Origin of the sequence: Paraburkholderia sp. 22098 (assembly GCF_052045935.1) — a bacterium.
GTDB classification, from domain to species: domain Bacteria; phylum Pseudomonadota; class Gammaproteobacteria; order Burkholderiales; family Burkholderiaceae; genus Paraburkholderia; species Paraburkholderia caledonica.
Genome location: NZ_JBQEPV010000008.1, coordinates 223639 through 244439, shown reverse-complemented (window position 1 = coordinate 244439; position 20801 = coordinate 223639). Strand labels below are relative to the sequence as shown.

At 61.8% G+C, this 20801-nt stretch carries 17 protein-coding genes and 2 pseudogenes; 13 read left to right on the top strand and 6 right to left on the bottom strand.

Features of this window, described 5'->3' with window-relative positions:
• Positions 1–13 precede the first annotated feature (13 nt).
• From ACTJLB_RS18865 to ACTJLB_RS18855, 3 genes are all read right to left on the bottom strand, one after another.
• Complete coding sequence (locus ACTJLB_RS18865; RefSeq protein WP_392393662.1) at positions 14–838, bottom strand: TetR/AcrR family transcriptional regulator; 825 nt, start codon at positions 836–838, stop codon at positions 14–16.
• Positions 839–926: 88 nt separating this feature from the next.
• Positions 927–1838, bottom strand: coding sequence for an SMP-30/gluconolactonase/LRE family protein (locus ACTJLB_RS18860; RefSeq protein ID WP_020070961.1), 912 nt, complete (start codon positions 1836–1838; stop codon positions 927–929).
• Between the two features lie 51 nt (positions 1839–1889).
• Entirely contained in the window at positions 1890–2654 is a 765-nt protein-coding gene (locus ACTJLB_RS18855) for an enoyl-CoA hydratase/isomerase family protein (RefSeq protein ID WP_006047399.1), read from the bottom strand.
• 363 nt (positions 2655–3017) lie between these two features.
• On the opposite strand from ACTJLB_RS18855, the gene ACTJLB_RS18850 reads away from it, so the two are divergent.
• The 6 genes from ACTJLB_RS18850 (at position 3018) to ACTJLB_RS18825 (ending at position 9569) form a co-directional block, all read left to right on the top strand.
• Positions 3018–4355, top strand: a complete 1338-nt coding sequence (locus tag ACTJLB_RS18850) for an MFS transporter (protein WP_440784151.1) — start codon at positions 3018–3020, stop codon at positions 4353–4355.
• Positions 4356–4405: 50 nt separating this feature from the next.
• Entirely contained in the window at positions 4406–6793 is a 2388-nt protein-coding gene (locus ACTJLB_RS18845; protein ID WP_440784150.1) for a xanthine dehydrogenase family protein molybdopterin-binding subunit, read from the top strand.
• Positions 6790–7650 (top strand): FAD binding domain-containing protein, encoded by an 861-nt coding sequence (locus ACTJLB_RS18840; RefSeq protein ID WP_440784149.1) that lies wholly within the window; start codon positions 6790–6792, stop codon positions 7648–7650. The genes ACTJLB_RS18845 and ACTJLB_RS18840 overlap by 4 nt, the downstream gene beginning before the upstream one ends.
• On the top strand, positions 7647–8141 hold the full coding sequence (locus tag ACTJLB_RS18835; protein WP_440784148.1) for a (2Fe-2S)-binding protein: 495 nt from the start codon (positions 7647–7649) through the stop codon (positions 8139–8141). The genes ACTJLB_RS18840 and ACTJLB_RS18835 overlap by 4 nt, the downstream gene beginning before the upstream one ends.
• A 162-nt stretch (positions 8142–8303) precedes the next feature.
• A complete protein-coding gene (locus ACTJLB_RS18830) occupies positions 8304–8618 on the top strand; it encodes an EthD family reductase (protein ID WP_440784147.1) in 315 nt (104 codons plus the stop codon).
• A gap of 207 nt (positions 8619–8825) precedes the next feature.
• Entirely contained in the window at positions 8826–9569 is a 744-nt protein-coding gene (locus ACTJLB_RS18825; protein ID WP_020070955.1) for a YoaK family protein, read from the top strand.
• A 331-nt stretch (positions 9570–9900) separates the two neighbouring features.
• On the opposite strand, the gene ACTJLB_RS18820 is transcribed toward ACTJLB_RS18825, so the two are convergent.
• Entirely contained in the window at positions 9901–10503 is a 603-nt protein-coding gene (locus ACTJLB_RS18820; RefSeq protein WP_440784146.1) for a phosphatase PAP2 family protein, read from the bottom strand.
• Positions 10504–10916: 413 nt separating this feature from the next.
• On the opposite strand from ACTJLB_RS18820, the pseudogene ACTJLB_RS18815 reads away from it, so the two are divergent.
• Positions 10917–12604 (top strand): annotated as a pseudogene (locus ACTJLB_RS18815) (alkaline phosphatase family protein).
• Positions 12605–12870: 266 nt separating this feature from the next.
• Here the strand turns inward: ACTJLB_RS18815 and ACTJLB_RS18810 are convergent.
• Positions 12871–13932, bottom strand: a pseudogene (locus ACTJLB_RS18810) (hypothetical protein).
• A gap of 292 nt (positions 13933–14224) precedes the next feature.
• Here ACTJLB_RS18810 and ACTJLB_RS18805 point away from each other — a divergent pair.
• The 4 genes from ACTJLB_RS18805 to ACTJLB_RS18790 all read left to right on the top strand — a co-directional run bounded on the left by ACTJLB_RS18805 (position 14225) and on the right by ACTJLB_RS18790 (position 18112).
• Positions 14225–14641 (top strand): cupredoxin domain-containing protein, encoded by a 417-nt coding sequence (locus ACTJLB_RS18805; protein ID WP_440784145.1) that lies wholly within the window; start codon positions 14225–14227, stop codon positions 14639–14641.
• Positions 14642–14831: 190 nt separating this feature from the next.
• Complete coding sequence (locus tag ACTJLB_RS18800; protein WP_020070950.1) at positions 14832–15740, top strand: LysR family transcriptional regulator; 909 nt, start codon at positions 14832–14834, stop codon at positions 15738–15740.
• 115 nt (positions 15741–15855) lie between these two features.
• Positions 15856–16725, top strand: coding sequence for a class II aldolase/adducin family protein (locus ACTJLB_RS18795; protein ID WP_440784144.1), 870 nt, complete (start codon positions 15856–15858; stop codon positions 16723–16725).
• Between the two features lie 82 nt (positions 16726–16807).
• Positions 16808–18112, top strand: coding sequence for an MFS transporter (locus ACTJLB_RS18790; RefSeq protein ID WP_288824053.1), 1305 nt, complete (start codon positions 16808–16810; stop codon positions 18110–18112).
• Between the two features lie 164 nt (positions 18113–18276).
• Here ACTJLB_RS18790 and ACTJLB_RS18785 read toward each other — a convergent pair whose 3' ends face one another.
• Positions 18277–18987 (bottom strand): IclR family transcriptional regulator, encoded by a 711-nt coding sequence (locus ACTJLB_RS18785; RefSeq protein ID WP_440784143.1) that lies wholly within the window; start codon positions 18985–18987, stop codon positions 18277–18279.
• Between the two features lie 165 nt (positions 18988–19152).
• On the opposite strand from ACTJLB_RS18785, the gene ACTJLB_RS18780 reads away from it, so the two are divergent.
• Positions 19153–19851 (top strand): RraA family protein, encoded by a 699-nt coding sequence (locus ACTJLB_RS18780; protein WP_088173841.1) that lies wholly within the window; start codon positions 19153–19155, stop codon positions 19849–19851.
• The gene (locus ACTJLB_RS18775) at positions 19851–20798 is read left to right on the top strand and encodes an NAD(P)-dependent oxidoreductase (RefSeq protein WP_408173825.1); all 948 of its coding nucleotides are present in this window, start codon (positions 19851–19853) and stop codon (positions 20796–20798) included. The genes ACTJLB_RS18780 and ACTJLB_RS18775 overlap by 1 nt, the downstream gene beginning before the upstream one ends.
• The last annotated feature ends 3 nt before the right edge of the window (positions 20799–20801 follow it).

Sequence of the window (20801 nt, the reverse complement as noted above, 5' to 3'; positions counted from 1 at the left end):
GCGGCGCGTCGCGTCACTCACGACCGCGCACGCTACGAGTCGGTGTGTTTGCGACGGTGCTGACTTGCGATTTCTTCGTTCGACCACTCGAAGGCTTGGCGACGCGGCCTTCGGGCTCCTTCGATCGTGCGTTCGTGCCCGATTCGTTGCGCACCAGCTCACGTATGCCCGCCGCCGCGAAGCGCACGAGGTCGGAATAGTGCGCCGTCGATTTCCTCGCGCGGTCCCGTGCGCCCAGTCGCATCGCCCGGCCATTGAGTGCATGGGCCTGCTGCCGCGCTCCCACCGAAAACAGATACGCCCACACCGCCTGCTCGCGTGCAATGCCAGGCAAGACCGTATGCAGGGCGTCGATGAATCGCTCCGCGATCGGGTCATAGTAGGTTTCGCGAATGCGCCGTGAACGCTCGTCGCTACCGAGACTGACGGACGCGACGAGTTGCACGTAAAGCGCGAGATTTACCGCATCCTCGCCATGAAAAATATCCGACAGCGGGGTGAAGGCGATCGTCAGCACGTCTTCGACGGTCGCGGTGCTTTCGCTCGCGAACAGGGCGTCGAGCAGCTTGCCACGGTGCTGATTGATCGCCGACGACCGTCGCTCGAACACGGCCTCGTAGAGCTTGTCCTTGGTCGCATAGTGATAATGCACGAGCGCCTGCGCGACGCCCGCTTCCTCTGCGATGTTCCGCATGCTCGCGCCGGCGTAGCCGTGCTCACCGAACACCCGTTCGGCTGCATTCAGGATCGCGGAGAGGCGGGTGCCCGGCGCGTGCTCTGGTTCCTGAGCACTGTTGCTCGTGCGTGCCGACGCTTTCTTTTCGCGTTCTGTCTTCATCCAGGCGACTCCCTCACCGTACTATTCGATCGATCAGTCAGTATATCGCGATCCTCATGCGACGCGATATACCGGGCATCCCACACCGTTATCCGAGAAATTCCGGTTCGGGCAGTCCTTTCACGCCGGGACGTACTGCGAGCACATTGCCCGCGAGCGGTTGCTGCGCGAGCTCCTTCTCGCTCATGCGCCGACGCGCTGTAGTGATGAAGAGGGTGTCGAGATCGGGACCGCCGAAGCACAGGCTGCTCACGCGCCGCACCGGAAGATTGATGACCATGTCGATTCGTCCGCGCGGGTCGTAGCGCGTGACGCACCAGCCGTCCATGTTCGCGCTCCAGAAGCACCCGTCGGCATCGACGGTCGAGCCGTCACAGATGCCACGTCCGAGCGGAACTTCGGCGAACTTGCGGCGGTTATAGATGGCGCCGTCGACGGAGTCGTAGTCGAACACGTCGATCTGGCAACTGAACGAGTCGGTCATGTACATAAGGCGGTTATCCGGGCTAAAGCTGAGCCCGTTGATGCACGTGATGCCTTCCATGATGAGTTTCGGCTTCAGATCGGGATCCAGCCGGAACAAACGTCCGCGCGGGGTGTAGGCGGCCGCTTCCACGGTGCCGGACCAGTAGCGGCCGTGCCTGTCGCATTTGCCGTCATTGAAACGATTCTTCGGACGCTCGGCATCGGGACGCGCAACTTCGGTCAGCTCACCGGTTTCGGGCGAGAAGAAGTAGAAGCCCGAGCGCATGCCTACGATCAGGCCGCCTTTGGCGCGCAGGCCGATGCTGCCGATCTCTTCCTGCATCGGCCAGCTCTTCTTGGCGCCGCTTGAAATGTCGAGGCGATGGATCGATTGACCGATCCCGTCCACCCACCAGAGAAGTTGCGTTTTCTCATCCCAGATGATCGACTCGCCGAGCACATCGGGCGTGGAATCGACCACATCGATGACCGAACCTACCATATCGATCGGTCTGGTAATACTGCTGACAGTCATGCTGCCTCCTTGATTTGTGAAGTGATGCAGATAGGAAGAATCGGGTCCCGCTCAGGCGGCCACTTCTCTCATGCGGGCGATGCCTTCCAGCGCGAGTCCGTATCCGAGCACGTCGTGCAGTCGTGCTTTCAGTTCCTGGTTCAGGCAGGTGCGTGTATAGCGTCGCACGAGACGCGGCTGCTTGAGCATCAGCCTGGCGAGTTCGCGGGCGCGCGGCAAAAGCTCGGCCGACGGCAGCACTTCGTTCACTAATCCCATTTCAAGCGCCGCGCTTGCGGGAATGCTCTGACCTGTCAGAAGAAAGTAATGGCCGCGCGCGCGACCCATCAGCAGCGGCATGATCAGATGCATGCCGTCGCCCGGCACCATGCCTCCCTGGAAGTGTGCGGTGTCCTGGATCGTCGCGGTGTCGGATGCGAGCACGATGTCTCCGAGCAGCGGGATCTCTGCATGCCGCACGGCCGGGCCGTTGATGACGCTGATCACCGGCGCCTCGATGTTGAGCAGGTTGATGAGCAGATGCTTCGCTTCCCAGTAGATCGGATCGTAGACCGTGGGCGTCATCGAATTGCGGTTCTGATGCATGCCGGGCGCAATGGCCGGTCCGCTGAAGGCATCGCCCGTGCCGGTCATGATCACGACCTCGTTGTCCCGATCGCGTCCTACATCGAGAAAAGCCTGCTCGAACTCGCGATGGGCTGTCAGATTCCATACCAGTGGCTCGCCGTGCGTGTGGAAGTGCATCTCCAGTACGCCATCGGTACGTGTCATGCGGATGGTCTCGAATTTGTCTGAGTACTCGTTGAAGGTGCTCACGGCTCTTTCCTCTGATGAAGGTTGAAAAGTCCCTCTGACGCCTGTCGCAAACGTGTGGCTTCTCGCCAGGCGATGTGTCCAGCTGTCGATACTAGTCCTGACTGATCGATCAGTCAACAAGGGAAAGTCCCCGGCGAAATCAGCCGTGTTTCGGGTTGACCGGAAGTTGGCTCGTCGGCTACTGTGCTGACTGTTCGATCGATCAGTTTTCGGCGCGAACGTTCCGCCGCCTTCGGGCGCGCCCGCCAAAAAGAGCAGACGCCGCCGGACCATCTGCGCGCCGACAGGCTCAAGGAGACAGCCTCATGAAACGCTTTCCGTCATTCACGTGCCGTTCCATTCCACTTCATTGAGAGGGTCATCATGTCGCGCAAAATCGCTCTCGATGTACACGCCCCCGCTCAGGTAACGGCCCCGGAAGACGCGCAGCGCGCGCTTTACCTCAAAGTCGCGATGCGGCTCGTGCCGCTTCTGATCGTCTGCTATGTGATCGCGTATCTGGACCGCATCAACGTCGGCTTCGCGAAGCTGCAGATGCAGGACGCGCTCGGCTTCAGCGATGCCGTGTACGGACTAGGCGCGGGAATATTTTTCATCGGCTACTTTCTGTTCGAAGTGCCGAGCAATCTGCTTCTGCAACGCATCGGCGCACGTAAGACCATCACGCGCATCATGGTTCTATGGGGTCTCACCGGCTGCGCAATGCCGACCGTATCGAGCCCGACGGCGTTCTACGTACTGCGCTTTCTGCTCGGCGTGTTCGAGGCGGGCTTTTTTCCCGGCGTCGTCTACTTCCTGAGTCAATGGTTCCCGCGCAACCGTCGCGGGCAGATTCTCGGTCTCTTCATGACCGGATTCCCGATCGCGGGGATGATCGGCGGTCCGGTGTCGGGTTGGGCGATGTCGCGGCTCGCGGGCGTTGCGGGTCTGGCGGGCTGGCAGTGGCTCTATATCGTAGAAGCGGCGCCGGCGGTGCTGCTTGGCATCGTGACCTGGTTCACCCTTTCGGACGACATCGAGCGAGCAAAATGGCTCACCGAACCGGAGCGCGACACCTTGCGCCACGCATTGCGCGACGACGGCCGCGAAGCCGGCGCGGAACACGCCGGGCAGTTGCGGCAAGTCATCGCCGACCCGAAGGTGTACGTGATCAGCTTCGCCTATTTCACCTTTATTTGCGGCACTTATGCGCTGAGCTTCTGGGTGCCGACGGTACTGAAGAGCGCAGGCGCGACGAGCGTGGAGCGCATGGGCTGGCTCTCGGCCATTCCGTACGGCATCGCCACGATCGGCATGGTGCTGATCTGCCGCAACTCGGACAGGCTTCTCGAACGTCGCTGGCACGGCGCACTGGCGGCCCTGGCAGGCGCGACCGCTCTTTCACTGCTACCGCTTCTGGCGCATGATCTGACTGCGACCATCGTGCTCCTGACGATCGCATCGACCACGGTGTTCGTCACGATTCCGCTGTTGTGGTCGCTCGCGTCCGACTATTTCGCCGGGTCGCCCGCCGCTGCTCCGGCGATCGCATTCGTCAACAGCCTTGGTCTGCTCGGCGGTTTCGCCAGTCCGTTCGCGATGGGCTGGCTCAAGACGCTGAGCGGCACACTCAACAGCGGACTTTTTCTGATGACGACACTGCTGGCGCTCGGCGCATGCGCGATGCTCTGCGTGCGCGTGGGACGCCAGGCGAGCCGATGAGCAACCAACGAACGGCGAGGTCCGGGCAATCGGGCCGTCGCGCGACAAACATGGAACAGACTTTCAAGGATGCGTCGCCGGGCAGCCTGCTCGGGGAGAACGTGGCGCGTCTGGACGCAGCGCGCTTCGTTTCGGGGCGCGTCGATTACAGTGCCGATCTCATTCCCGAAGGCGCGCTCCATCTTGCCATCCTGCGCAGCGCTCACGCGTGTGCGACGATCGTCTCGATCGACCTGTCGGGGGCGCTCGCCATGCCGGGTGTCGTCGCGGGCCTCACGGGAGAAGACGCAGCGCGCATGAGCGATGCAATGCCCCCGGCCATGGACCTCCCCGCACAAGGCGCACGCGGGCCTTTACAAAGTCGTTGCCTTGCACTCGAGCACGCGACGTACTTCGGCCAACCGGTCGCGGCGCTCGTGGCGACGTCGGTGCACGACGCGCAAGCCGCGCTCGCGAAGATTCGCGTCGAATACGAGGTGCAACCGGCAACCGCGAACGCGCGCGACGCCCTGCGCGAAGGTGCGCCCGTGGTTCAGCCTGGCTGGGATACCAACCTGTTCGTGCGCGACCGCATTCGTTCGGGGGACGCCGATGCTGCATTCGAGCGCGCGGCGCACATCGCACGAGGCGAACTGACGGTCGGCCCGTCGACCAGTGCGCCAATGGAAACGCTGTGCTACGTCGCCCAGTGGGACGCGCGCGGCGAGCGCTACACGTTGACCGGCACGTTCCAGAACCCTCATACGAGCCGCTGGCTGATTGCAGCGGCGTTGCGTGTGAAGGAGTCGCAGGTCCGCGTGATCGCGCCGCGCATCGGCGGTACGTTCGGGCTCAAGATGGCTGGGCATCCCGAAGAAGTGCTGGTCGCGCTGTTCAGCCGGATCACGAAACGCCCGGTCGCCTGGGTCGAGGAGCGGCGCGAAACACTGCTCGCCGGTGCGCGTTCGCAGCATCACAGCTATGAGATCGCGGCGGATGAGCAAGGCAGGCTCATCGGCTGGCGTGACCGCATCATGGTGGATGTCGGCATCATCGGCGCCGGTCATAGCTGGGCAATGGCGCTCGTCACGCCGGCCGTGTTTCCGACCGTCTATACGATTGAGCACTGCGACGTCGAGTGCTCTCTCGCGATCACCAATCGACCGCCCTGGCAAGCCATACGCGGTTACGGCAAAGAGATCGGCAACCTCGTGCTGGAACATGCAATCGATCGGCTGGCCCGGCAAACTGGCATGGATCCAGTCGAATTGCGCCGTCGCAATCTGGTCGCACGGGAAGCCTTGCCGCGTTTGCTGCCGTCCGGGCTGAACGTGGATAGCGGCGACTATCCGGGCGGCCTTGAGCAGTTGCTGACGATGTTCGATTACGAGCAATGGCAGGAGCGCGCAAGCGCAGCGCGTAACAGCGAGCGTCGCATCGGTATTGGCATTGCGTTCGAACTAACGCCGGAAGGCGGCGCGCGGCCCGGTAACTTCCCCAATGGATACGAGACGTCCACCGTTCGCATGATGCCGTCGGGCGACGTGCAGGTGCTGACGGGCGTGACGTCCCCGGGCAGCGGCAGCGATACCGGCATTGCGCAGATGGTCGCCGGTGAGCTCGGCCTGCGCGCGGACCAGGTCAGCGTGATCGAAGGGGACACGGACGTGACGCCGCTCGGCACCGGCAACGCGAGCAGCCGTGCGCTGATGTACGGCGGGACCGCCGCGTATCTCGCCGCGCAGGAGTTGCGCGCACGGCTCTGTCAGTGCGCCGTCAACCTGCTCGGCGGTACGCCCGAAGACATTTCACTGCGCGACGGTCATGCGTGGCGCGAGTCGAACGGGACGAGGATCGCAGTGGCCGAACTCGCGCTCGGGGCGCATCTGCGGCCATTCACCGTGGCCGCCGGCGTGACGCTGCCGCTCGAAGTGACGCGCAGCTTCGCGCCGCAGAATGTGCGCGTGGAGCCGGATGCGCAAGGCCGTATCGCCACATACCCGACGTTCTCGTATTCCGTGCATGCCGCGGCGCTCGAACTCGACACGGCGACTGGCAACAGCCGGCTGCTCGACTATGCCGTGGTGCACGACTGCGGCGCAATGGTCAATCCGGCGCTCGTCGAAGCGCAACTTAGAGGGGCGGTCGTGATGGGCATCGGTGCCGCGCTGTGGGAACTGATCAAGTTCGATGAACATCAACGCATGATTACCGATCGCTTCAAAAGTTATTTACTACCTCGCGCTAACGATCTTCCGTCCATTCGCGTCGGACATCGCGTGACGCTAAATCCGTTTCATCCGCTCGGCATGAAGGGCGCGGGCGAATCGGGGCTAGGCGGTGCGCTGTCAGCGGTGACCAATGCCGTGGCGAATGCACTCGGTGACGACGCGCGCCTGACGCACGTGCCGGCGACGCCGGCGCGCGTGATGGCGTCCCTCGAGGAGCGACGCGCGTGATCGGCCATTACTTCGATTTTCACCAACCGAGGGACCTCGACGAAGCGGCTGCCTTGCTAGCCGCCTTTCGCGAGGATGCCTCGGTGCTCGGCGGCGGCACGATGCTGGTGCCGTCGATGTCGGCGAATCTCGTGTGTCCCGGACATGTCATCAGTCTCGGTGCGCTCCGTCTGGATGAAATCGCGCTCGACGATACGCATCTGCACATCGGCGCGATGACGACCTATGCGCAATTGCTCGCTTCACCGCTCGTGGCACGCCATGCGCCGCTGCTTGCGGCGATGGCCGCGCAGGTCACCGGTGGTGCATCGATCGTCAATCAGGGCACGCTCGGTGGGGCAGCAAGCTACGCGAATCCTTCGTCCGACGCACCGGGATGTCTCGCGGCGCTAGAGGCAGAGTTCGAATTGCGCTCGTCACAGGGCGTGCGTCATGTCGCTGCGCGAGAGTTTTTTATCGACGCCTTTTGCACCGCGCGCCGCGCAGACGAGTTTCTCATTGGCGTACGCGTGCCGCGCGACACGACGCTCGTCGCCTGTGAGTATCAGAAGTACAAGGCGAGTGCGAGTTCGTGGCCCATCGTGACCGTTGCGTGCTCCCTGCATCGGGGCGAGCAGATCAGTGTGCGGCTTGCAGTCGGCGCGGCCGGCCGACGGCCGGCGTATCGCCGCTTCGCGATCGACGAACAGGTGTTGCTCGCGCCCGATGCGTTTATCGAGCATGCGGCAACGAGTGCGCAAGATCTTGTCGGCGAAGGATGGAGCGATGAACTCGCGGACGCAGACTATCGGCGCGCCGTTGTGCCTGGCGTCGTGAAACGGCATTTGCGCATCCTGCTCACGGGAACGAAGACATGAAAGGAACGATCGAGGTGCGGCTCACGCTCAATGGCGAGCCGCGGTCTGAACGAGTGGACTCGCGACTGTTGCTCGTCGAACTCATCCGCGATGCACTCGATGCGAAAGGCACGCGCATCGGATGCCTGACCGGCGATTGCGGCGCGTGCACAGTGTTGCTCGACGGCGAGGTAAGGAAGTCCTGTCTTGTGCTTGCGGCGTCGATATCTGGAAACGACGTGCGGACGATCGAAGGCATCAGCGGAATCGAGGCGCTGCAGGAGGCGTTCATTGCGGAGAACGGGTTCCAATGCGGATTCTGCACGAGCGGCATGCTGATCGCGGCGGCGGACCTCCTGAGGCATAACTCGTCGCCGAGTCACGAAGAGATACGTCACGCGATCAGCGGCAATCTGTGCCGGTGCACCGGCTACGAGAGCATCGTCAATGCAATCCATCGCGCGGCGCACGGCGAGAGTACGCGCGCGCCGGCCGGCGACGACCCAGGCTAGCAGCGTTCTCGCGGTCTTTATCACGATGCCGATCAGTCCGCTGCGATAAACGGTGAAGCCGCGAGACGCGCCTGAATCTGGCATCGGCGCCCGCGCGCGGCATCACCGGTGCGATGCATCCGATCGATGCCGACTTTCACGCCTTAGTCACTGGAGAACAGCATGTCGGAAGATGCCAACGTCACGATCTATGTCACCTACGAAGGCAAGGCCGGTGCGCGCTTCGATCGCGCGTATTACGTCGACCGTCATTTGCCCCTTGTGATGCATCACTGGTCACGCTACGGCCTTGTCGGGCTCGCGGCCTTTTTCCCCGCCGAGCAGCAGGCCGGGACGCTTGCGATCTGCGAATGCAGGTTTCGTGACGAAGCATCGGTCGATGCGGCTTTTACGTCGCCTGAAGCGCCCGCCGTGATGGCCGACGTGACACGCTTCACGGATATTGCGCCGCGCCGCGTGCGTGCGACGGCGCTATAACGAGGCACTTGTGAAGCGAGTTCGGCCGCAGCGCTCATTTCTTTCCTCGAATGGTTCATCGGGCAGTCCAGGCGACGCCAGACACGCGCGTTGGCTAATACGGTTCATCTGAAACGCAGGCTGAAGCAGCGTCGTCTCATGTTAGGATCGACAAGCTCACTCGTGTGCAAACTTTGTGAACCGCTCCCCGATACCGAACTGATCCGCATGCCCATCAATTACCTTCGCGGTTTCACGGCGCCTGAGCGCAGCGACGTCGCGAATCGTCGCCTCGGGCGATCGCTCGCGTTCGTCGCGGGAGCAGCCAATGCTGGCGGATTCCTCGCTGTGGGCCAGTACACCTCACACATGTCCGGCATTGTTTCGTCGCTTGCCGATAACGTCGCGCTTGGCGACATGAATGTGGCTGTGGCGGGATTGAGTTCCTTGTTGTCCTTTCTGGTCGGCGCGGCCACGTCAGCGATCCTGATCAACTGGGGACGACGCAGGCGCTTGCAGAGCCAATACGCGATGCCGTTGATGCTCGAGGCGTCGCTGCTTCTGATCTTCGGTGTTCTCGGCTCGAACCTCGAATCGCACCACGTGCTCTTCGTGCCGGCTACCGTCTGCCTTCTCTGCTACGTGATGGGACTGCAGAACGCTATGATCACGAAGGTTTCAAAGGCGGAAATCCGGACGACACACGTCACTGGTCTCGTGACCGATATTGGCATCGAGCTTGGTAAGCTGTTCTATTGGAATGTCGGGGCAATGCCCGGCAACCTGGTCTGCGGAGATCGGCAGAAACTAAAGCTTCTCGGATCGCTGTTACTGTCGTTCCTGGTAGGTGGACTTACTGGCGCAGTGGGCTTTAGACACCTGGGATTTGCGTCGACCGTTCCCCTTGCCATCGTCCTTGTTACTCTCGCCGTTGTCCCCATCGTCGACGATGTGCGTGGTTATCGAGGTTAGGCGAAACGCCAGGCTGCATGGCTTGACAGGTGTCTGCATTCGCACGCGAAGCGGACGCAGATCAGCGGTAATTGATCGACGAATCAGGTCGGAGAGCGCCTATCGCCTCGGTTGTCAGCTGACATAACTACTATGCGAAGTCCGACCGGATGTGAATCGGCGGCGGCAGAGAATCCAGGTGGAAGGAGCTGCAGGAGATTTACAGGGACTTCGCCCAGCCGTTGGAGGTGGGCGCTCTTGCCAGGAAGCTGGAATGAGCTTGCGGACTTTTCACGCCAACTTCCGTGCTTTCATGCGGACTTCGCCAATCGACCAATCCGCCGCCACGCCATCACGACGAAAGCCAGCCACGCCCGATAGGCCATGCCAGCAGCTTTCTATACACCGCTATGAGACCGCGAGTCAGTGCAGCGCCAGACATCTTCCATAGCGGAGCAACCAACGCATAGGCTATGCATGCAACGGCGACAGCGCCTGCCATGTCCAGCGGAAAATGCACTCCGACAAACACGCGCGCCCATGCCACGGCCAGACCCGCGAGCAACATCGACAAACCGTAGCGGCGCTCGCCGGCGAGCAGCAAGGTCAAGGCACCGCTTGCCAACACGGTCACGTGGTCGCTCGGAAACGATGAATCTGGCGCGTGCTCGATAAAGGTATGGCCCAAGCCGATCATGAACGGCCGCGGATGCATCCACCCAAGACCGATCAGCTGATTGATGCCGAGCGCCAGCAGAACCGCGCAACACACTCGCACTGCGGCGGCGCGTCGACGTTCGCCGCCCGAGAGCCACAACGCGGCGAGAAAAAGCGGCACGAGATAGATCACATCATCGGCGATAAAGCGGGCTACGTCGATAAGCCAGGCGGGCGCCGACGGTGTCGCGTTGATCGACAGAAAGAGTGCGCGGTTCAGCGCTTCCAGTGCATTCATCGGTCTAGATCGCAGTGAAAATTAGTCGATCTTAGCCGCCAAATCTTATGGGAAGCTTAGGGCGCCACCAGTACAGTTTCGTGGTCCGGCGAGACCCCCGGTGTCCGGCCGCGTGCTTCATCACATTAAACGAGTTTATGATTCGGCATCCTACGGGAAAAGCACGATCTCGAGTCGTTTGGAATTTCGGTACCAAATCAACTGCGTCGAACACATACCGACAGGTTGCCAACGGTCGGTCAGAGACGTCCTTAAGAAAACCTTAAGCAAACCTAACGCTCGCACGCAATTAATTCTTGTGCATCCGGGCAAAATACAGCTAGTTGTAAGTCAACGTTCACGGACTCGACGCAAACACATTGCACATTGATGGTCCGGCAGGTTGTTCTGTTACCCATCAATAAGGACGAGACATGAACCGAAGAAGACCGCAATGGCCGTTGCAAAACGTGTTCTCCACTGTAGCCCTGACGCTGGCAGTATCTTGCGCAGCGCATGCGTCTCCCGCCGAGGACCATCATCGCGGGCAAGACGGCGATCACCGCAGGCACAATGAGGTCGAACATGTGCTTCTCATCAGTTTCGACGGTTTGCACGAACAAGACGTAGCGCGATGCATCGCTTCTAATTCATGTCCCAACATTGCGCTTCTTGCAAAGGCCGGCACCACTTATACGGACGCTCATACGCCGGGTTTGTCGGACTCTTTTCCGGGGGTCGCCGCGCTCGTTACCGGTGGGTCGCCTAAGAGCGCGGGCTTTTCTACGACGTGTCATACGACAGAACGCTATACGCGCCTTCGGATTCGACGTGCAGCGGTCCGCAAGGCTGGAACGTCGTATTCGACGAGACCACCGGCATTGACGCCGAGAATGGCGGCGCACTGACGCATCTCGATGGCGGTGGCGGATTCAATCCACAGGCTATCCCTCACGCAAAGATCGGTGGCGTCTGCAAGCCCGTTTATCCGCACGATTATGTGAAGACCAACACGGTCTTCGAAGTCGTCAAACAAAACCTTCCAGGTGCGCGCACGGCCTGGGCGGACAAGCATGCATGGGGCTATGACTGGCTGAACGGCCCGTCTGGGCGCGGCGTCGACGATCTCATGCGAACCGAGATCAATTCGATCGACCCCGCGACCGGCACCGACTATACGGACGTCTACAGCCATACCGAGAAATTCGACGACTTCCACGTCGCGGCAATCATCAATCAGATCGACGGAAAGACATCGAAGGGCGATGCAGCGGCCAGTGTGCCTGCGGTACTCGGCACGAACTTCCAAACGCTAAGCGTCGCACAGAAGGCGCCGGTGGCGAAGGGTGGTGGCTATCTGGACGAGAGCTTCACGCCCGGCCCGCAAGTTGCGGCGGCCATCGCGTACATCGACGCATCCCTCGGTCGAATGGTGGCCGAATTGAAGCAGCGCGGGCTCTATCAGTCCACCGCGATCATCGTCACATCCAAGCACGGCCAGTCGCCCACGGATCACTCGAAGCTGGTGAAAAATGGCGACACGCTGTCGAAGCTCCTTGAATCGAGCAACTATTTCGATCCGGACGGCAACATTGGACAGGCGAGCACCAAAAGCGGCAACCTCAACGACGGGACCGGACTCACAGGTACGGGCTTCGTACAGACCGACGACGTCGGGCTCGTATGGCTGCGCGATCAGAGTCAGCTCGCCGCCGCCGTCAAGACGCTCAAGGACAACCTGAGTTGCAACGCGCCAGGGATCTGCGCGGACGGCCCGCAGGCATATATTCTGTACGGCCGTCCGCTCGCCGTGCGCTTTGGCGATCCAGCGGGTGGCCGAACCCCGGACATCATCGTTCAGCCGAACCCTGGCGTCATCTACACGACGAGCACGAAGAAGGACGAGGAGCACGGAGGCAATGCGCCGGATGACAGCCATCTGGGCCTTGTCGTCTATATGCCTGGCGCGCCGGGTGCAGGCCGGGAGGTCAGTGAGCGCGTGCAGACAACGCAAGTCGCGCCGACAATACTGCGTGTGCTCGGGCTCGATCCGAAGCTGCTCAATGCAGTGGTAATGGAGGGCACGCAGCCGTTGCCGGGTTTCGACGCGCGAAGGTTCTAGACGGTTCTGCTGCGGACGCCGCTCGCGGCGTCCGCAGCCGCCGGGAACAGTAACGGTCCCCAACAACATGCAATCGCCAGCGCGCCGTTGGCGATTGGTCTCGCAGCAGTGGGGGTCCGTTCACTCCGGCCTCGGTCGCGGCCAATGCGGCTCTGATCTGTCAGGATGCGCCCGGGGTTGATCGCGCGGAGGTGCATCGCCAGATCGACCATGAGGTCGTGGACTTCTTACGTTCAGATTTATACCTCATCGGGGCGGGTATCGTTTCACGGAGACGGCACCATCGACCGGGGCGCCATGACGCGCAGCACCGGACGTCCGTCGACGTTCTTCAGCGGGAAATAGGCACGATGCGTTGATGGATCGACAGCGACCACATGCGCATTGGGTCCGATGCGGCCTTCGCCGATTTTCGACACCGTTGAAGACCCAACGGCAAACATCGACACGATGCCTGCCTCGCCGGCGATATAAAGCGTGCCCGCACCGGGATCGAATGCAATCACGTCGGGATCGGCGCCAACATCGAATGACTGGATGACCTGCCTGGTGAGCAGGTTCAGCGTCAGCAGTCTGTCTTTGCCTTCGCACGCGACGAACGCGAGGTGTGGCTGCGAAACGATATAGAGGCCGTGATTGCCTCGCGCGCCCGGCAGATCGATCCGCGCGACGATTGCGTCGGTCGTTGGATCGATCTCGACGAGTTGTCCTCGTGACTGGACATTGACGAAGATATGACGGGACACTGGGTCGTACTGGGTGTTGCCGACTTCGCCGCCCTACGGGATTGCCTTGATGCGGCGATTGGACTGGGTATCGATTACGGTTTCAGTCCCGCCTGTCTCGTCCGATACATAAAGTTTCCGGGTGTCCGGTGCATAGGCCATTCCGTCCGGATAGACGCCTCCCGGCATACGTGCAGTGATTTTCAGGGTGGTCTCGTCGATGGCAACAACTTCGTTCGTGCCGGTCGCGGACGCGTACACGCGCGACTGTTCACGTACTACCAGGACGCCATGAACGGCGGCGATGTTGCCAATTCGGGCGACAACGCGTGAGTGTTGCGTGTCGAAAACGATTACTTCGCTGTCGCCCAGGTGCGCGATGAACAGCAGATGTCTATCAGGATCGTAGCTTTCGTAATCGAGCCGGGTGGCGCGACCTGGCAGCGGGATGTCGGCGACGTGGGTCAACGGTAGGTCGGCCGTGAGTGGAGTGCCCGCAGCGGCCGCGCTGTTATGGATGGCCATTGCGGCAAGTCCGATCATCGAAAGAACGCCGAGCAGCTTCGCAATGCAGCGGCGGTTCGAGAGGACACGGTCTTTCATGACGAATCTCCGCCGGGCCTGGCATGACGAAATGCGGCGAGTACCAGTACCGGGAGAGCATAGGCAATTTTCAGCACACCGCACGCGACATCGGACGGAATATTTCGAAGCCCGCTCACGTTCTACTACCGAGGTTCGCCTGCACTGGCGAGCTCGGTCCTCATCCGCGATGCATTCACGCGCGCAACGCGTGCAAATCTGCTTGCGCCGTGGCTAACCTTCGGCGCCGGCGAACCCGGCACCGTGGTTCGACGCGTCTCGCGGCAACGCGGCCCTTTCGCGGAGAAACATCATGAACGACAGAAGCCATACCGTTTTTGTCCTGGCGGCGCTTGCGCTCGGCGTTGTGCCGCTGAGCAGTCATGCGGACCAAACGATCCACGTCAAACTCTCGGACAACATGATTCAACTCGATCCCGGCACAGCGAAAGCCGGGCGCGTCACGTTCGAGGTGAACAACGCAGCGAACGGCAATACCGAACATGAGTTCGTGGTGCTGAGGACAGAGCTGGATGACGCGCATCTGCCTGTCCATAAAGGCGTGGTCACGGAGAGCCGGTTCAGGAAGATGGGCGAGGTGGAGGACCTTGCGCAGGGTTCGACCAAGCGCTTGTCATTGAAACTTGCGCCAGGACGCTATGTGCTGATTTGCAATCGGCCGGGGCACTATGAGATGGGCATGCACACATCGTTCGTTGTTGCGCGCTGAGGTTCGGGCCACAAGCGGCGTGACATCCGCCATGACTGCAAAGACGGTCTGGCAACAAAGGCGGTCTGGCATCAAAGGCGGTGATGTGGACATCAGCGTTACGGAACGAGCGGAGCAGGCAGGCACGGAAGGGATCGATGCCAATCCGGGTAAACTGCAGAGAGCCCACTGCCGCACACGGATCCGACAGATGAAAGATGAAAGATTGCTGGAGATGCGTGTCTTCAAGGCGGTCGTGGAGGCCGGGGGCTTCACCGCTGCGGCAAACATGTTGGGAGTGAGCCAACCGTTCGTCAGCCAAAGCGTCAACGCTCTGGAGCGAAGGCTCGGCGTGCAGTTGCTGCATCGTTCAACGCGCACGCAACGGCTGACCCATGAGGGCGAGCGCTTTCTGCTGTCCTGCAACGACATTCTCGAAAGCCTGGAGGAAGCGGAAGCGCAGGTCCGGTCCAGCGAGCCGAGCGGCAATCTGCGCGTCAGCGCGCCTCACGCGTTCGGCATGGATCAACTGGTGGCCGCGCTGCCCGGTTTTCTGTCGTCCTACCCAAAGGTATGCGTGCATTTTTCCCTGTCGGACTCCAACGTCAACCTGATCGAGGATAACTTCGACGTCGCAGTCCGCATGGGCCGGCTGCAGGATTCCTCTTTGCGCAGCCGAAAGCTTTGCGATCTCCAGCGCATCGTCGTGGCGTCTCCGGGCTATCTTGCCGCACACGGCACACCTGTGACTCCGCTCGGCCTGGCGAGGCACGCCTGCCTGACATGGGAGTCGCCGCGCGAGCATCTCAACCTGTGGCCATTCATGATCAACGGCAGGCTCGAACGGGTCGCGGTACAGGGCAGTTTCCGCAGTACCGACGGCACCACGCTTTTTCAGCTCTGCGTGGCCGGCGTGGGCATCATGCGCCTCGCCGAACACCTTGCATTGCCCGCGATCCGCCGAGGGGATCTGGTGCCGCTCCTCCCGGAGTACCAGGCGAAGGACGACACCGCGATCCATGTCGTCTATCTGCCCGAGCGCCAACTGGTGCCGCGCATTCGCGCTTTTATCGACTACTTCGTCGACGTCTTCCGCGAGCCGCCCTGGCAGAAGCCATAGGCGCCGGGGATTTATATGGCGGCGTAATAAATCCTATTGTCCGCCACGCCTAGATCGGCGGCCGGTCTTTCCTTATCGTTAGCGACACACGATCACCGCTACGACAGGAGACAGCATGAGCACCGGCACTGGAAAAATCTATATCAGCGCGCAGCAGGCCGAACTTCGCCGCACGATTTCGCATCCCTCGAACAATTCCATTTATCGCCCGAAGCAGGCAGGGCTGAAGTTTCCCGAGCTGCCCGACTTTTCGTCGTTCGCGCAGGAACGCCAGCACCGCAAGGAACGCCTCGTCGCCGCATGCCGCGCTTTTGCGCTCCATAAGCTCGACTATGGTTTCGCCGGCCACCTTACCGTGCGCGATCCTGAGTTTCCGGAGTTGTACTGGACCAATCCGATGGCCGTGCATTTCTCCCAGGTGAAACTTTCCAACCTGATTCTCGCTGACCATACCGGCAAGGTTGTGGAAGGCAAGTACGCACTCAACCGCGCCGGCTTCGTGCTGCACGCAGCGGTGCATGAAGCCAATCCCGACATTGTTGCGATGTGCCATGCGCACACGGTCTACGGCACTGCGTTCGCGGCGCTCGGACGGCCGCTCGACCCCATCACGCAGGACGCGGCGGCCTTCTATGAGGACCATGTCGTGATCAGGGACGAGGCCGGCGCGGTCGCGGTGGAGGAGGAGGCCGGGCTGTCGGTTGCCGACTATTTCAAGAACGTCAAGGCAGCCATTCACCAGAATCACGGTCTGCTGACGGTGAGCCGCCACAGCATCGAAGCCGCCGCGTTCTGGTTCATCGCGCTGGAGCGCTGCTGTCAGCAGCAGTTACTGGTGGAGGCGACCGGCATCAAGCCCGTCATGGTGCCGGAGCACAGTTCGCGCTACAGCCGTGAACACGTCGGCAGCGAATACATCGGCTGGCTGCATTTCCAGCCGATTTATGACCAGCTCGCGCAGACCAGCCCGGACATGTTCGACTGAACGGCCAGCATAGGCCGTCACATACACAACAGACCGCACCGGCGCGACTAGAGCGCACCGGCCGCGGATCAAGGAGACAACGATGTTGAAGTCCACTTACGGCGATGTCGTCTCGCCGGCTCACAGCGAAGACCGGACCTATGCGAAGGTGACATGGCGGCTGATTCCTTTCCTCTTTCTCTGCTACGTCTTCGCTTACCTCGATCGGGTCAACGTAGGCTTTGCCAAGCTGCAGATGCTGACTGACCTGAAATTCAGCGAAACGATCTACGGCTTAGGCGCGGGGATTTTCTTTATCGGCTATTTCATCTTCGAAGTGCCGAGCAACATCGCGCTGCATCGTTTTGGCGCGCGGAAATGGATCGCCCGCATCATGCTCAGCTGGGGTGTGCTTTCCGGCGCGATGATTTTCGTGAAGACGCCCACCGCCTTTTACGCGTTGCGCTTTTTGCTCGGCGTCGCCGAAGCCGGCTTCTTTCCAGGCATCATCCTCTACCTGACCTATTGGTATCCGTCTTCGCGCCGCGGAAAGATTACCGCGATGTTCATGACCGGAATCCCAATTGCCGGCGTCATTGGCGGTCCGCTGTCGGGCTGGATTCTGAACAGCTTCAGCGGCGTGCACGGCATGGCGGGCTGGCGCTGGCTGTTCCTGCTCGAGGCGTTGCCTTCCATCTTCGGCGGCATTGCCGTGCTGCTGTATCTCGACGACAGGATCAGCGCCGCGAAATGGCTGACCGATGAAGAAAAGTCGCTGCTCGAGACGGGGCTGGCTAAGGAGGCGGGGCACATCGAGGTGCATAGTGCGAGCGGTGCATTCACCAACAAACGCGTCTGGGTGCTGTGCCTGTGCTACTTCGGCATCATCATGGGCCTTTACGGCATCAGCTTCTGGCTTCCCACGCTCATCAAGGCATCCGGCGTAAGCGACGCTTTCAACGTCGGCCTGCTGACGATGATCCCCTACGGCGCCGCGGCCATCGCAATGGTGCTGCTGGGACGCAGTTCGGACCGGAGCAAGGAGCGTCGCTGGCATGTGGCGCTGCCGGCCGTGATCGGCGCGGCCGGCCTCGTGGCGAGCACGCTGGTACCGCACAACGTCACGTCGGCTGTCGTGTCCCTCACGTTCGCCACGATTGGCATTCTGGGAGCACTGTGCCAGTTCTGGTCGATTCCGCCCGCATTCCTCGGAGGCGTGGCAGCGGCCGCGGGTATTGCACTGATCAATTCGGTCGGCAACCTCGCGGGCTTCGTCAGTCCCTATCTGGTCGGCTGGATCAAGGACATGACGCACAGCACCGACATGGGCCTGTATTGCGTGGCGGTCTCGTTGCTCGTGGCGGCAGTCGTTGTGCTGACGATGCCCAAGGGCGTGGTCAACCGCTAAGGTTCTGTGGCAGCCGATCGACCTGAAAAGCGCCCATGTCCGGGCGCTTGCTGCCGCAGCAACCGAGGAGCCGCGCTGGCGCGAGCATGGCGTTGTGCGAATGCATCAGCAGTCACGCGACGAACGGCTCGTCCACCTGAACCCTGCCTTTGGCAAAGCGGCGATCAAATGCCGTAGATGTTCTCGCAAAACGCAACACTGGCGCCCAGCTTCCGGGACAGATCAGCGGCCGCATCCAGTTGCGGCCGATCCAGCTCGCCCGACGTGTGCGCCGCGCTAAGCCGCGACGCGGGACCGGAAAGCGTCAGCGCCGCCATGAACTTGTCGCCGGCGCCGAAGATCGGTACAGCGAACGCTGCTGTGTGCACATCGCGCGCACCCGCGGTGAAGACGGGCAGTGCTGGCGGCTTGCCGTAGATCGGTTCGCCGAGTCCCCAGAAACGTATCACCTGGCTAATGGCCGTGTCGTCGAGCGGCAGAGTCGTTCCGGCGAGCCGCGTTTCACGCAGACCTTCGGACGGCTCGACCCGAAACAGGCACAGCCGCTGCCCATTGTGGTGAACGTAGTACGATGCGCTTTCTTTCGTCACCGTGGCGAGCGCATGCAGCGCCGGTTCCACGACCGTCGAAAGATGGAACGACTGCTCGTACAGCTTGCCCAAGTACAGCACGCGATGTCCGAGCGAATAGTTGCCGGATTGAGCGCGCACGACATAGCCCATTCGCTCCAGCGAGTTCATCAGTCGATAGACCGTCGTCTTGTGCATGCCCGACGCTTGCGCGAGCATCGCGAGCGACTGTGACTCGGCTCCCGGCTTGAAGCAGTCCAACAGCGAAAGCGCTTTCTCGACTGCGACGACACCTTCGTTTCCCATTCCCGCCTCCCGTCATTCATCCCCGCTGATTGTACACAGTAAAACGACGGTTTATACCGTAAAAGGGTAAACGCCAGTGGATCGGCGTGCCTGCTCTGGCTATAGTGATTTCACTCCGTACACTACTGTTGTACACAGTAAAACTCACGAACTGAGGTTGAATCCATGAGCACTATGTCCGCAGGCACTTCTCCCATTAATCGCAATATCGAGCGCGTGTCGCCGGAACTGGTCGAGGCAGCGGCGCGATATCAGGCCGCCATCCTCGCCGACGTCGCCGGCCGTCGCGGCACGCTGCATGGCCGGGTCAAGCCGCTGTCGCCGACCATGAAAGTCGCGGGCCCGGCCGTCACGGTCGAAGTGCGTCCCGGCGACAACCTCGCCATCCACGCCGCGCTGTCCATCGCGAAGCCGGGCGACGTGATCGTCGTCGACGGAAAGGGCGATCTCTCGTGCGCGCTGATCGGCGAGATCATGGCGACGCAGGCAAAGGCGAGCGGTATCGCGGGCATCGTCATCGACGGCGCCGTGCGCGACGCGCACGAACTCGCCAGCGGCGACTACCCGGTCTTCGCGGCCGGCCTGAATCCCTGCGGCCCGACCAAAAGTGTCGCGGGCCTCGTCAATGCGCCGATCTCGGCGGGCGACACGGCCATCAACCCGGGCGATCTCATCGTTGGCGACGCGGACGGAGTCGTCGTGATTCCGCGTAACGACGTCGCACGCATCATCGAACTCGCGCAGAAAAAGCTCGACATGGAAACAGCGCGCATCGCGGCGATTCATAAGGGCGACGTGCGTCCGGGCTGGATCGAGAAGGAACTGCGTGCCGTGGGCATGCTGGCCGAAGGCGAGGCGCTATGATGCAGACGGCTTCGCATAAACCCGTCGTCCTCGTGACGGCCGCCGATCTCGCGCCGCAGGCGCTCGACATGCTGACCCAGTTCGACGTCGTGTTCGCGGGCAAGCAGCCCACCGAAGACGACATCGTCGCGTTGTGCGCCGAGCACAAGCCAGTCGCGATCATCGTCCGATACGGCAAGGTGAACGCCCGCATCATGGATGCCGCCGAAAACCTGCAAGTGATTTCGAAGCATGGCAGCGGCATAGACGTGATCGATCAGGCAGCGGCGGCCGCGCGCGGTATCGCGGTGCGCGCCGCCGTTGGCGCCAACGCGGCCGCCGTCGCGGAGCATGCATGGGCGCTGATTCTCGCGTGCGCGAAGTCCGTGCCGCAACTGGATGCGCGCATGCGCCAAGGCCACTGGGACAAATCCACGCACAAGTCCGTCGAACTGGACGGGCGGACCCTCGGCCTCGTCGGACTGGGCGCGATCGGCCGACGCGTCGCAGCGATCGGCGCGGCGTTCGGCATGAACGTGCTTGCGTTCGATCCGTACGCGAAAGAAGCGCCCGCAGGCGTGAAGCTGGTGTCGCTCGACGAGTTGTACGCGGCTTCCGACGTCGTCTCGCTGCATTGCCCGCTGACAGCGGAAAACCGCCAGATGCTCAACCGCGACACGCTCGCGCGGTTCAAGCGCGGCGCGATCCTCGTCAACACCGCGCGCGGCGGACTGATCGACGAAGCGGCGCTCGCCGAGGCGCTCGCCAGCGGCCAGTTGCGCTTTGCCGGTCTCGACAGCTTCGACGTCGAACCGATGACGCATCCGCATCCGTTCCAGCAGATTCCGAACGCAATCCTGTCGCCGCATATCGGCGGCGTGAGCGATGCCGCGTACGTGAACATGGGTAAGGGCGCAGCCGCCAATGTTCTCGCCGTCGTCGAAGAACACGCCCGCAACGCAGCCTGAAGT